This window comes from Anaerotignum lactatifermentans, from assembly GCF_016902535.1.
Classification (GTDB): domain Bacteria; phylum Bacillota; class Clostridia; order Lachnospirales; family Anaerotignaceae; genus Anaerotignum; species Anaerotignum lactatifermentans_A.
In genome coordinates this window covers 115,406-129,439 of sequence record NZ_JACSNY010000006.1, presented here as the reverse complement: position 1 = coordinate 129,439, position 14,034 = coordinate 115,406, and the positions used below count along the sequence as shown (strand labels likewise).

Below are 14,034 nucleotides of genomic sequence, written 5' to 3'. Positions count from 1 at the left end.
GCTGTCTTTTTTTATACGATCTGCAATGTGTTTCACTATAAAATATTCGAAAAATAGATATTAATCATCTAATTTTGATATTTTACTAATAATTTTCCCTGTTTTAAAATAAAAACAACAGAAAAACTTGCGAAAAGAAAGGAGCAGCAGTATGAATCAAAAAATACTTCAAATGCAGCCTTCTGCCTCCGTGACACTCATGGGAAAAGCAAAAGAAATGCAGAAAACAAATCCGGCAATTATTAGTTTGGCAGGCGGAGAACCAGACTTTGATACACCGGCTCCTATTACCATGGCAGCTATGAAAAGCCTATTGGAAGGAAATACCCATTATGTTGTGGGCCCCGGCATTTTGGAACTGCGTGAAGCCATTCAGAAAAAAATGTGGGAAGAAAATGGTGTTGTATGCGATGTGAATCATATTCTTCTGACACCCGGCGGGAAAAATGCTATTTATCTGGCTGTCAATGCGGTGTTGAATCCAGAAGATGAAGTTATTGTGCTGGACCCGGCTTGGGTATCCTATGAACCGATCATCCAAGCAGCAGGTGGAAAATGTGTAAAAGTAAAACTGGATTACAAAAACCAGTATCGTATTACAAAAGAAAAATTAGAAGCGGCATATACATCTAAAACCAAAATGCTGATTATCAATTACCCCAATAATCCAACAGGTCGGATTTTGCATAAAGATGAAGCGGATATTTTGGAAGATTTCCTGCTGGCTCATCCGGATATTTATTTACTTTCTGATGAAATTTATGAAAAAATTATCTATGATGATCATAAAAACATCAGCATGGCATCCAGAGAATCCATTCGAGATCGTGTGATCACAGTCAATGGTTTTTCAAAAAGCGTTGCTATGACTGGATGGCGTATGGGATATATGGTTTCCAACAAAGAAGTATTTCAGGCGGCATACAAATTATATCAGCACAGCCTGTCCTGCATGAGCGGATTTTTGCAGAAAGGCGCAGTGGAAGCCTTTGGATGTCTAAGAGAAATGGAAGAAATGCGTCAGATTTACCAGCAGCGCAGAGATATGTTTACTGGGATGCTTAATCGGATCAAAGGCGTAAGATGCGATTTGCCGGAAGGAGCTTTTTATGCCTGGGTATATTTTGATGTGAAGAATATGAATTCTATGGAAGTCTGTGAATATTTGCTGGAAAATGCAGGTGTCGTTGGTATGCCGGGCAATGCTTACGGGGAAGAAAACATCTGCTGTATGCGCTTTTCTTTTGCAACAGCAACAGAAGATTTGAGAAGGGCAGCGGAAAACATCAAAGTAGCCATTGAAAAGATTCAGTAAGGAGGTGCCGGAATGAGATTATTCGATTGTACATTACGTGATGGAGCCAATGTGGTTGGCAACGGTTTCTCCAAAGAATTGACCATCAGCATGGTGGAAGCTCTTTTGGATTGCGGCATCGATCAGATTGAATTAGGCAATGCAAAAGGAATGGGTGCCCACGAAAACGGTGCAGAAGCACCTTTGTCAGATTTGGAGTACATGCAGGCAGTTGCGCCCTATGTGAAAAAAGGCTCCCTTGGCATGTTCTTGCAGGCTGGATACGCAACGGAAGAAAGAGTGCGGATGGCTGCGGAAAATGGTCTGCAGTTTTTAAGAGTTGGCACAGCGGCAGGCGATGGCGCAAAGGCTGTTACGGCAGTAAAAATGGTGAAAGAAGCCGGGCTTTGCTGTAGATATTCCTTGATGAAAGCTTATATCTGCTCTCCGGAAGAACTAGCAAAAGAAGCAAAAGTGCTGGAAGATGCCGGTGTGGATATTATTACGATCATGGATTCCGCAGGAACCATGCTTCCTGATGAAGTTCGTACATATGTGAAAGCGTTAAAAGCAAGTGTATCCATTCCTGTTGGTTTTCATGGACACAGCAACATGGGGATGGCACAGGCAAACGCCCTTGCAGCTGTGGAAGCGGGTGCGGATGAAATCGACTGCGGTCTGTTAGGCATGGCAAGAAGTGCCGGAAACTGCGCTACAGAAGTGGCAATGGCATCTTTTCTGCGAAAGGGTTATGGAAAAGAAGAAAATTTATATAGTCTACTGCATTATCTGGACGATAAACTGATTCCGGCAATGGCAAAATACAATTATAAAACAGCAATCTCTCCGCTGGATTTGATTTTGGGACTTTCTGGTTGTCATTCTTCTTTTGTTAAGATTTTTGAAAAAGTTGCCAAAGAAGAACAGGTATCGCTTTATGGCTTGATCGTGAAAGTATCTGAACAGAACAGAAAAAATCCTGACGAGACACTAATGAGAAAAATTGCACAAGAACTGAAATAAGTCTGATGGATGGGAGGTATGGCTATGGAAGAAAATAAAAAATTTGAATTTTACGGAGGCTCTTTTGGACCATGGATTCCTGTTATTTTTATGATTGCGGGAATGGTTGCCGCTACGGTTACCGGTAACGGCGGTTTGCAAAGATTTTGTATTATTTCCTTTATTGCTCTTGCAATTGGCTTCTTCTTGACAAAAAATAAAAAGGATTTTGGTCAGCTTTCTTTGAAAGGCTTGACTAACCCGATGCTTGGAACCATCATTATGGCGTTTGTCATGGCAGGGATTCTTTCTCAGCTGCTGCGCCAGAGCGGCTTGATCAATTCTTTGATTCTGGTGGTTTCTACATTGGATTTGAATGTTGGATTTCTGCCATTTGTTGGTTTTGTAGTCTGTATGCTGATCTCTACTTCCTGCGGTACTTCCACAGGTGCTATTGCGGCAGTTGCGCCTGTGCTGGTTCCTTTGGCGCACAGTTTAGGTATTGATGTGGGCTTGATGTGTGGTGCCATCATCAGTGGTTCCATTTTTGGGGATAACATTGCGCCAATCTCGGATACGACCATCAGCTCCGCTTTGACACAGGAAGCGAAAATCGGAGATGTTGTCAGAACAAGACTCCCTTATGCTATTACATCAGCGGTGATTTCAGCAATTCTGTTCATTGTTTTGGGCCTTCGTATGGGCACTGGAGATGCGGCCCATATCGCCTTGGCAGATGCCAGCTTTAAGCCTCTGATTCTTTTGGTACTTCCTTTGATTATGGTATTCATGATGCGGAAGGGATGGGATTTGACAGGCACTCTGATTACATGTAATGTGATTGGTATCGTATTGAACGTGGTACTGGGAACCATTACAGCGGCAACCATGTTTACTGTGGATGGTCCTATTTTTGCCGGTATGAATGGTATGATGGTACTGGTGCTGTACGTTTTACTGCTGTTCCAAGTATTGGCTGTGCTTATGTCTAGCGGTGCCTTTGATGTTTTGGGTGAAAATCTGATGAAGGTCTGCAAATCTCCCAGAAGTGCTGAATTTGTTTGTTACATCGTAGCTTCTGTTGGTTCTGCAGCGACTGGGGGCAGCGGGATTGCCATCGTATTTTTCGGCTCTCTGGTTCGTAAGATTACAAAAACATTCCATATCGACCGCTGTCGAGGTGCCAATATTCTGGATGGTGTCGCTTGCGGCGCCACAGGATTGATGCCTCATGGCAATCCTGTCAATGTTTGTTTAGGTGTTGTGCTTACACTGGAAAACTTTAATCCTGAATTTTCATTTTTGAATATTTTGCCTTACAACTTCCATTGCTGGGGTTTGCTGATTATCTTCCTGCTCAGTATTCTGACAGGCTTTGGCAGACGATTTGAAAAAGCAGAACAGTAATGATTTTTTATAAAGCCTTTGTATTTCAGATACAAAGGCTTTATGTTGTTTTTCTGAAAAAACTGGGATATAGTTAAGTATAAGAAATGGTATTTAGGATAGGGAGGAAGCATATGGAGTATAAAGACATAGAAACTTTTCTGGAAATCGTTCGTACACGAAATATCACAAAAACCTCTGAGAATATGTTTTTGTCCCAATCCACCGTCAGCAATCGTTTGAAACATTTGGAGGATGAGCTGGGTTATCAACTGCTGCAAAGAGCAAAAGGGCAGCGGATGATTCAGCTTACCCCTTATGGAAAAGAATTTATTCTCATTGCGGAACGATGGAAAAACTTATATGAAGAAATGACATTGTTGAAAGAAAAGAACAATCAGGTTTTGCGTATTGCAGCCAATGAAAGCTCTTATTATGAGTTGGTAGGACCATTTACCATTCAATTTTTGCAGCGTCATCCAGATGTAAAATTGTCTATGCAGATTTGTGATTCGGCTTATATTTATGACTTGGCGGAAGATAACCTGATCGATTATGGTTTCGCCTCTTTGGAATCTACACGAAATGAAATTATCAGAAAATGCATCAATCGCCAAAAAATCTATGTTATTGAGTATTGTGAAGCACCGGAAGGAATCAAAAAAATTCATCCCAAAGAATTGGATATTTCAAAAGAAATCCGATTTACCGGAGGTCATTTTACAAATTTTGATAGTTGGCATGAAAAATGGTTTCAGAATCAATATGCCTTTCGTGTAGATATTAATTCGCCACATGCAGCGATTCCATACTTGAAATCTTTTGGCGGTTGGACACTTTGTCCTCTCAGTTTAGCGAAAACTCTGTCGAAGTACGTGAGCCTGCAGGTATACGAATTGGAAGATGAACCATCAGAGCGAAAAATATATATGATTCAAAGAGAAGGCACGGGCTTAAAGAATATGAGCCTTGGCAAAGTATTTGAAAAAGAATTTCAGGAATATCTGGATGGGATTGAGGAAAAAGAATAGAGGGAAGGATAAGATAACCCGTGTGGAGGAAAAGCGACTGATATATCAGTCGCTTTTTTATGCCGTGGGAAATGGTAATCCGCAGGCGAGGGAAACAGTATATGCCGATTTTGCGTGGAAAATAACAAATTTTGCACGGATTGTATCGGATTTTAAACAATTTTCGCTGGATCGGAAAGAAAGTTGTAAAATAAGGATGAATCCCGGTCAACGTAAGCGCAAACGGGGAGGTTTTGCTGCGTGGCGCATCCAAAAGCTGAGCGGAACCGATTTTCCGAAAGCAGGACCATTGGAGGGCTTGGGGCAGATCCAATGGCGGGATGGATCAATCAAAGTATTTGGCGGCAGGGTTGCTGCTTTATTTTCTTGTATGAGACAGGCCGTTTTCATGCGGTGCTGTGTCAGAAGACTGAAAAGTATGGAGAGTGGTTGCTCCAAGGAGGAATGGCTATGAAAAAATCAATTTTGAACTGGTGCGTGATACTGTCTTTGGTATTTTCGCTGCTGCCGGTACCGGCTGGCGCCGTGGAGGGGGACGTCTGGGAAAATGAGAATACTGTCACGGAGACGGCGCAGTGTACCTGCGGCGCACTGCCTGACGAGAATGGCGTAATCCTTCATGAGGATGGCTGTCCCTGCGCGGTTTCGGGAATTGAAGGAGCGGAACCGGGAACAGAAGGAGCGGAACCGGGAACAGAAGGAACGGAGCCGGAAACAGAAGAAACGGAACCGAACACAGAAGGAGCGGAACCGGGAACAGAAGAAACGGAACCAGGAACAGAAGGAACGGAGCCGGGAACAGAAGGAACGGAGCCGGAAACAGAAGAAACGGAACCGGAAACAGAAGGAACCGAACCGGAAACAGAAGGAACCGAACCGGAAACAGAAGGAATCGAACCGGCAACAGAAGCACCTGTTGAGGAAATTGAGGAAGAAGAAATGCTCGAGGAGTTGGAAACTCCCGCATTGATGGCTGCGCCTCTGGATGAGGAGAACAGTAGCGATATGGTGCTGACAGTAGAAGGAGAGTGGGACAGTTATGCATGGGAGAGTTGTATTTTCGGCTTTTGGTCTCAGTGGGAAGGAGACGGCCCCAGCCTGATCCTTTCCAAAGAGGATTTTGTTTCTTATGGCTTTCGCTGTGTTGTTACGCTGGGAGACCAGTCTGTGACCAGTGAGGAATTTGCCTATGACCCTTCTGTTATGGAACGGCCTATGCTGATGGCGAATACTTTTTCAAGCGGCACGTTGGTGGACAGAAGTGATCACATCCGGTATTATCAAAGCGGGAATCGTTTCGATATCCAGGGGGTAGATGGGGGAGAAACCTTTAAGACTACCTATCGCGACAAAGGATATCGTACCGCCATTTCTGTCAATGGGGGCAGTAAAGTGGATATCCCCTATCAGCTGGGCGATACCTCTGTGGGAAGCTCTCTGACGGCAAAGACCACGCTGGATCTGGCCTATGGCGGCAGATATGTAAAGATTACATATACCGTGAAAAATAATGGCTCTGCCACACAGAAGTTTCAGATCGGCTCCAGTGCCGATGTCATGATCGACAATAATGACCGGGCGGAAGTGAAGCCGACGGGGACGGGGCTGTCCATGGACGGCAATCCGTTGAATGATTATAAATTCAGTCTGGTAGCCCCCGACTGCGATACGCTGTGGTTTGGCAACTATTACAAGGCATATGAAAATATGTTTGTGAATCAGGATAGTTTAAGCTCCTACAGCGGCGACAGCGGCATGGCGTGGTCCTGGAGCGGCACCATAGCGCCCGGCCAGACATGGAGCCGTTATGTGCTTATCGGCGCGGGCGATCTGCCGGAGGCGCCGCAGGCCCCTACACTGAATATTGATACAGAGTCTATCTGGAAAGTGGGGCAGAAGGTATCTATTTCCGGCGCTGTTTCCGGAACGCCTGTCGCTGACAGCGTTACCGTAAGCATCGGCGGGTGGGAATATACAGGAGAGGTACAGCCAGACGGCAGTTTTTCCATAGAAATAGAGGTGCCGGAGCTGCCCGAAGGAGAAACTGCCTTTACCTACTGGTCTACGACAGAGGAGGGCGGTATTTCCGACATTAAGAGCCAGAGTGTGACGATTGTTCCGAAACCCTATGTGCGGCTTACCACAGACAGTGTTTCTGTCATGGAGGATGACGCCGATTTAGACGAAACGAAGTTAAAGAGCTATATTCAGGCCAGCTACGGCACAGTGACCCTTTCGCCCGAAAGTATCTCTGCGGATACGCCGGGGGAATATTCTGTTGTTTATACAGCGACTGATGGTACAGATACAGAGCAGGCTACACTGAAGGTGACGGTGCAGACAAGACCGGCGGCGCTGACTGCGGCAACGGTGACAGACCAGGGGGAGGATTTTTCCCTTTCCGCAACGATGCAGTATACCGGCGGCCTGACTTTTACGGAGACGGGCTTTGTCTATGGCGCGCTGCAAAATCCTACGCTGAATATGAATGACGGTAAGGCAACGACCGGCTCTGTTGTAAATACCAAAGGCGGCAGCATGACAGCGCTGATCGACAAAGACCAGCTGACCTATGGAATCAGCTACTATGCCCGGGCCTACGCAAAAACCAGCGATGGCACGGTGGTTTACGGCGCCCAGAGCGGCAGCTTTGGTATCGGAAATCCTGACTACGGAAAGTTTTCTGTTGCTTATACCAAAACAGAGGGAAATACCTCCACATTTACCATTTCCAGAGACGGCGCAGATGGGGAACAGACAGTATATTACCGCACCGTCAATGGTTCCGCTGTGGGCGGGACGCACTTTGCGCATCAGGCGGACAGTGTGACCTTTAAAGATGGGGAGACAGTAAAGACTGTTACGGTTACGGAATACAGCGTATCCAGTGTATACGATAACAACGCCGCCACTGCCTACGCTAACGCCGACCGCACCTATTCCTTTGAGATTTACCGTGTGACCGGCGGGGCAACTATCGCGAGCGGAACCGCAGTCAGAGAAATGACGAAGGATGCGAACAAGACCATAGACCGAGGTTTATTTAATACTTATCAAACGAGTGTAAATCCCTCCGGAGAGACAGCCCGCGGTGATTATGATGGTACTAGCATGGGCTGGACAAATGGCACAGAAGGCAATAATGCCAAGGTGACTATTTCCTTCGGCACAGGAAATTATATAGATTATATGAAGGCGGTGGCGCAAAATGTCCAGTATAAAGTGTCTTTCCAGGCGAAAGAGGTGAACGATGGCTACCAGCATATCCAGATTGTCCCCGGATCAGGAATCGACTTGGGATATTATCCCTATCAGGGAAGCTGGAATGGAACTATGACTACGGTCGTCTATGCCGCCACTTTTGAACATGGAGGAAGCACCAAGAATACAAGTTATGCAGCGTATACATTCCCCAATGCCAACGGCAGTGTTCCTAACCTGAAGCAAGAAAAATGGAAGGACGACTCCAACAACGGGAATGGCTGTGTTCTTCTGCCGGTGGATACAACCCAACTGACTGTTGGCTTTGGCGCCAGCGGTGATGACAAAGACGAGTGGACCACAAAGAATGTCACCCATTATTTAAAATATTTGGATACCAAAGAGCCGACCCTCCTTGGCGTAGCGCCCATGGCGGGAGGCAGCTATCTGCCCGGCGACAGCGTTACGGTGGCCCTGGTATTTGACGAGATCGTAGACAGTGCCAACAGCAATTTAAACAATGTCTCCATTGAAACCAGCTGGGGTACCTTTGCCTATGCCGGCGGTGCGGATACCAACGTACTGTATTTTAACGGCACGGTAACGAATACGGCCAGCGGAAACCTGACGGTAACGGCTATCAAAAATGCTTCTGATATAAAGGATATGGCCGAGGATACCGGCACAGACACCAGCGGTACCGTAAGTGATGGTAACAGCGGTGCCCAGCTGGGCAACGGTGCCGACGCGCCCACAGTAAATGTTAGTGCCATCAACAACACCGACGGCACCCTCACAGCGACCATTACCGCCGCCAACGCGGGCAAACTGGAATATGTATGGAGTACGGAAACAGACAGCAGCAAAGTGGTTGGCTGGCAGATGCTGACAGATACAGCCAATGCGACAGTTTCCACCAGACAGACCAGCGGTACATGGTATCTTTACGCCAGAGCCACCAATGGCGACGGCGTTACTGTCTATGGCTGCAGTTCCATCAATTTGGATGCGGGAGGCGAGACAGTACAGCTGCCCAGCCTGACGGTGACGGCGGATAATGAAAATTGGACTGCATCCCGGATGGTCAATATAAAGAAAAGCCCGTCCACTGCCACGGTGGAGGTAAAAACACCGGATGGCACAGAGAACGTGGTCACAGGGGATTCCTATACGGCCATGGAAAATGGTATTTATACCTTTACATTGACCAGCGGAGAGGAAACCATTACGCAGGCAGTCAATGTATCTAAAATCGACAATATTGCTCCCACAGTGGAGATTTCCGATCTGGACAATACGGCGCATATTGAAAATGTGACCCTGACCGTTCGGGTATCTGATGCCCAATCCGGCATCCAGACGGTGACAGGCCAGTGGCAGGATGGAACAGAGGCAGTTCTAACGCCCACAGACGAAAGCGGCGTTTACCAAACCGCAACACCGGGCGCGGGAAGCTGGACTCTGCATGTTACCGTTATGGATGCTGTCGGGAACACAGCAAGCGATACTTCAAATACATATACTGTGAATTTGTCCCAACCAACGATCACGGTGGTTAAGAAAGGCGACTCCGGCGACGGGGTTACTTATGAATACACCATCACAAAAGGCGGCTCGGATATCGTATCTGTACAGCTGCCCGATGGATTTGAGCTGGAGGAGGGCGTGAGCCTTCCCGCGGACAATGTCAGCGGCAGTCTGACCTTCCGGGAAAGCGGCACATATACGATCATTGTCCGGGATGAAGCGGGCCATGTGGTGACCAGTGATCCTATGACAGTGGAGATACAGCAGGATCTGATCGCGCCGGAGGTGCGGCTGAGTCCTTCCGCCTTAAATACCACCGGGACGCTGACGGTTTATGTATCGGTGGTGGAAATGGGAAGTATGCCAACCATGACAGTCAATGGTTCGGCGATTACACCGAAGCTGGAAGAAGCTGGCATCTATTCCGGCAGCTTTGAGGTCAATGCCGCTGGAACTTATACGGTGACCGCGAAGGATACCGCCGGAAATGAGGGGACAGATTCTATTACGGTATATTCCGTGACATTTGCGGGAGAGGGTCAGTCATTCCCTGCACAGCTGGCAGTGGCTGGGAACAACGCCGTAGACCCCGGCAAACCAGTAAGAACAGGCTATATCTTTGACGGCTGGTACAAGGACGAAACAGCGTGGGATTTTGCTTCTTCCGTAGAGGAGAACATTACCCTGACAGCCCGGTGGACAGCGGAAGCAGCAGCGGCGCCGGTAGTTACAAAAGGCAATGACGTCACACAGTCTTACGGCACGAAGGATGGCACCGTTTCTGTTGAAGTTGCGGAAACGGCAGGGTATACCTACAGCTATCAATGGTACAGCAATACCACAAACAGCGCTGTTGACGGAACGATGATTTCCGGAGCCACAAGCCCGTCTTATCCCATCCCGGAGGATACTATGGTCGGCGATCACTACTATTACTGTGTGGTTACCGCCCAAAGACAGGATAATCAGGAAACGGCCCAGACCACCAGCGGCGTGATTACTGTGACCATTGAAAAGGCGGCTCAGAATGCGCCGGGTGAGAAGGAAGGCTATACCATAGATTATCAAAATGAAAACATTTCCATTCAGGATGGATATGAGATTTATACCCAGCAGACAGGCGGTACAAAACTGACAGACGGGGCAAAAATCGCCCCCGGCGATACCCTTTATATCCGCAGAACGGAAAGCGATGTGCTAGCGCCTTCTCCTTGGACTACAATCACGATTCCCAACCGCCCTGATGCTCCTGATGGGATCACAAAAACAGACGAAACCATTCAAAATAAGAGCGACGGTACAGTTTCCGGCATTTTGGAAGGCATGGAGTACCGCGTAGATGGCGGAGCTTGGGAATCCGGCCCGGCAACGCTGACGAACCTTCCGGCGGGAACGGCGGTTTCTGTTCGTTATCAGGCAACAGCGGATCAATTTTACAGCGAGGAAACCACGGTAACGATTCTGGATGGTACTGGTACATTGACGGTCACATTTAACACTGCTGGAGGAACAGAGGTGGAGGATGTCAAAGTCTCCGTTTATGGGACAGCCATCATCGCTCCCGAAACCAGCAGAACCGGCTATGAGCTGGATGGCTGGTATCTGGATGGTAAAAAATGGGATTTTGAGAGTAATACGGTTACAGAAAATATGACCCTTACGGCGAAATGGAATCTGGTGTCTTATACCATTACCTATGACTTGGATGGCGGCAGCCTCGTGGAGGGAGAAAGCAATCCCGCATCCTATACGGTGGAAACGGAGACCTTTTCTCTGCACAACCCTACAAAGACGGGTTATGTCTTTGCTGGGTGGACAGAGGAAGGAAGTACAGAACCGAAGGAAACCGTCACCATATCTCAGGGAACCACTGGCGACAAAACATACATTGCCCAGTGGACGCTGGCGGAATTTGCGGTAACAGTAACGGCGGACAAGACCAGCGCCATCTATGGTGAATCCATCACTCTGACGGCGGCCCATAACCATACCGCCGACGGCATGACATACACCTACCAGTGGTACAAAAATGACAGTACGACGCCCATTGCCGATGAAAGTGATTATGCACTGATACTTTCTGATGTATCCCAAAGCGGCACATATCATGTGGTCATCACAGCCGCGGACGGAGTGCAGAAAAAGGAAAGCACCAGCAATGAAGTGACTGTTTCCATAGAGAAGAAAACCATTACGGCCACCTGGTCGGGACTGGAACAGGTATACGGCGAGAAGGAACCTGTGACGGCGACACTGTCCGGCACAGAAGCGGGAGATGATGTTACGGCCCGGGTAGACGGCGTTCTGGAAAGCGCCGGAGAACATCTTGTAACCGCGGTTTTGGAAGGCGAAGATGCGGGCAACTATACGCTGAAAAACAATACGGCAACTTTGAAGATCCAGAAAAAATCAGTGGTCATTACGGTGACAAATAATGCCGCTGTCGAGGGCGAGGTTATTCTGCCGACCATCAGCGCGCCTGGCTTAAACGAGTCGGATTATGAGGTCATCTATAAGGACAAAGACGGCAATAAGGTAAGCAGTCCCACAGAGCCGGGCAGCTATGAGGTCTGGGTAACATTCCCGGACGACAGCAATTACCGGCACCCGGACGGCAGCAGTGAAAAACAGGTAGGCACCTTCCTGATTTCCGAAGTTCCGCCGGTATTATACACGGTGAACTTTGCAGAGGCTGGCGACAGTATGGCTGGAATGCAGGGCGCCGGAGGCAGTACGCTGACTTTGCCGGAATGTGGATTTACCAAGCAAAATGCACTCTTTATGGGATGGCTCTATAACGGGAAGATCTACCAGCCCGGCGATTCGTTCACCATGCCATATGGAAATGTGACCTTTACCGCCCAGTGGCAATCTGTGTTTGAAGTACGCGGCACTGTTACAGAGGAAACGGAAGGTACTGATACACCGATGGTTTCCGGCGCCGTTGTCAGCCTATGGCTGGGCGCCAACAAGCTCGGTGAGGTTACCACAAAAGAGGGCGGCAGTTTTGAATTTGAAAAACTGGTTCCCGGCATTTATAATCTGGTGGTTACCAAGGACGAACGCACCGTTACCAAAAAGGTAGAGATTTCAAGCGAGGATAAGACCTGTGAGGCCGTTCTGCCTAAGGGCGCGACCAACTCCATTGTGGAAGTGGCCCCCGGCAGCCCGGATATGGTCGTAGGCAATCTGGACAGGATATTTGAGAATACCGATACGAATGTCTATACAAAAGACGATCAAAAAACAGTAGACGCAGGCGGCAAGGTGGAGATCACCTTTGCGGCGGAAACGAAACAGCAGGAAGATGTTTCCGCTGATTTGGAAAAAATCGAGGCGGAAAAGAACAGCAGGGATATCCTGGGTCTGGTGATAGATTACACACTGGAAAAAGAGGTCTTTGACCAAAATGGCGACAAAAAAGAAGATGCCAGCGGAAATATTTCCCAGTCCAATGTATTGCTGGAGATTCTGCTGCCGCTGCCTGTGGATATGCAGGGCAAGAACAGCTACTCCGTTTACCGGGTCCATGAGGAGGATGCGCAGGTGCTGACCACGACCCCCAGCGCGGATCTGGGAGAATACTTTACGGTCAACAGTGACAAGACCGTATTGACGCTGTATGTCAAGTGCTTCTCCACCTATGCCATCGGGTATCAGGAAAAACCGAAAAAACATGATAACAGCGAAGAAGCGGCTGCTGTGACAGAAACGATCCGTGTGGAAGAGACCGCGCATGGCTCCGTTTCGATCCAGCCGGAACAGCCGAAAAAGGGAGATACGGTGATTCTTACACTGATTCCCGAAGAAGGCTATACGCTGGAAGAAATCGCAGTGACCGATGCTGACGGCAAGACCGTAGAGCTTACCCTGCGTGAGGACGGTACTTATTCCTATGAACAGCCTGATGGAACGGTGACCATCAAAGCCACCTTCCAGCCTGTTGTTGAGACGCCGGATTGTCCTCGGGATGAAAGCTGTCCTATGGCGGATTTTTTCGATGTGGATCTGAACGCCTGGTACCATGACGGCGTGCATTATTGTCTGGAAAATGGTCTGATGGCGGGCACCGGCACTGCCACATTCAGCCCGGAGGAAACCACATCCAGAGCCATGATCGTGGCGATTTTGTATCGTCTGGCAGGTTCTCCGGCCGTGGAAGGCGAAAATCCTTTTACGGATGTATCCGAGGAAGCATATTACAGAAACGCTGTGGTATGGGCTGTGGAAAAAGAGGTTGCCAGCGGCTATGGAAACGGCGCCTTTGGACCCAATGATCCTATTACCAGAGAACAGCTGGCTGTGATGCTGTATCACTACGCGAAAGCCTTTGGTTATGATACGGACTACTCGAGTGACGCGGCGGAAGACTATCGAGACTATGGACAGGTCTCCGCTTATGCCAGAGAAGCGCTGAATTGGGCGGTGGATATGGAAATTATCCATGGCAACGACGATGGTACACTGGCGCCGAAGGGCGGAGCCACCAGAGCTGAAGCGGCGACAATGCTTCTGAACTTCTGCGAGAAGATAGAAGGATAAAAGCTTAGTTCCTAAAGAGGCTTATGCAAAAAAGATGTTTAAGGCAGTGAG

At 48.1% G+C, this 14,034-nt stretch carries 6 protein-coding genes; all 6 read left to right on the top strand.

Annotated features, from left to right (window positions below):
- Positions 1 to 151: 151 nt before the first annotated feature.
- Positions 152 to 1,315 (top strand): pyridoxal phosphate-dependent aminotransferase, encoded by a 1,164-nt coding sequence (locus tag H9X84_RS06565; protein ID WP_205133512.1) that lies wholly within the window; start codon positions 152 to 154, stop codon positions 1,313 to 1,315.
- 12 nt (positions 1,316 to 1,327) lie between these two features.
- Positions 1,328 to 2,317, top strand: coding sequence for a 4-hydroxy-2-oxovalerate aldolase (locus tag H9X84_RS06560; RefSeq protein ID WP_205133511.1), 990 nt, complete (start codon positions 1,328 to 1,330; stop codon positions 2,315 to 2,317).
- Between the two features lie 24 nt (positions 2,318 to 2,341).
- A complete protein-coding gene (locus H9X84_RS06555; RefSeq protein WP_205133510.1) occupies positions 2,342 to 3,703 on the top strand; it encodes a Na+/H+ antiporter NhaC family protein in 1,362 nt (453 codons plus the stop codon).
- A 113-nt stretch (positions 3,704 to 3,816) separates the two neighbouring features.
- The gene (locus H9X84_RS06550; protein ID WP_205133509.1) at positions 3,817 to 4,713 is read left to right on the top strand and encodes a LysR family transcriptional regulator; all 897 of its coding nucleotides are present in this window, start codon (positions 3,817 to 3,819) and stop codon (positions 4,711 to 4,713) included.
- A complete protein-coding gene (locus tag H9X84_RS06545) occupies positions 4,691 to 5,167 on the top strand; it encodes a hypothetical protein (protein WP_205133508.1) in 477 nt (158 codons plus the stop codon). Before H9X84_RS06550 ends, H9X84_RS06545 begins: the two co-directional genes overlap by 23 nt.
- Complete coding sequence (locus H9X84_RS06540) at positions 5,164 to 13,983, top strand: InlB B-repeat-containing protein (RefSeq protein ID WP_205142728.1); 8,820 nt, start codon at positions 5,164 to 5,166, stop codon at positions 13,981 to 13,983. The genes H9X84_RS06545 and H9X84_RS06540 overlap by 4 nt, the downstream gene beginning before the upstream one ends.
- The last annotated feature ends 51 nt before the right edge of the window (positions 13,984 to 14,034 follow it).